The sequence below is a fragment of the Pedococcus sp. P1_H8 genome, from assembly GCF_056405175.1.
Genome location: NZ_JBFUCP010000107.1, coordinates 1 through 547 on the forward strand (window position 1 = coordinate 1; position 547 = coordinate 547).

The 547-nt window shown below is 68.9% G+C and carries 1 protein-coding gene; it reads right to left on the minus strand.

Annotation, left to right across the window (positions count from 1 at the left end):
• The coding region (locus AC1DYG_RS19080) for a hypothetical protein (protein WP_477641435.1) at positions 1–366 on the minus strand (366 nt) is incomplete at its 3' end.
• Between the last annotated feature and the right edge of the window lie 181 nt (positions 367–547).

Here is a 547-nt window from a genome sequence, read left to right on the forward strand (position 1 = left end):
GAGGATGTCGACCACTTCGGGAAGCTCCTCCACCCCCGCCGACGTTGCCGTGACCGCAACGACCGGTTCCGGAATCTCCTCGCCCGACGAGACGACGGCCTCACACAGCAGCGCAAATCCCGCCGCATTCACGACAACCGAGGTGGCGTCCTCGGACCTGCAGTGAACCTGAACCGATGCCCCACCCGGGTGCCGCAGCAAGGTCACGCTTAGGGTCCCCGCGGATGGCACGTCGCCATGGCACACGGACGCGACGACAGAGGCCTGCGGAAGCACCTGTGCCGCAACGGTGGTGGCCAGGTCCTCGAAGTCGGAGACGGCCGATGCCGGCAGCTCCCACGCGTGGCGGCCGTCCGGCAGTGCCACCCGCGCGCCCGAGGCCACTGTGCAGTCCGGAGAAACTGTGCAGCCGGGACATTCCGGGGCGTGGGCGGTGCCGCGATCCGCTCGTGCGGTACCGGCCTGAGCCCCGTCCCCGCTGGTCAACTGTCCGTTCGTCATTCAGTCATTCCCTCCCCTGGCGGTGACGTCCGGCCCTTCTTGCGAC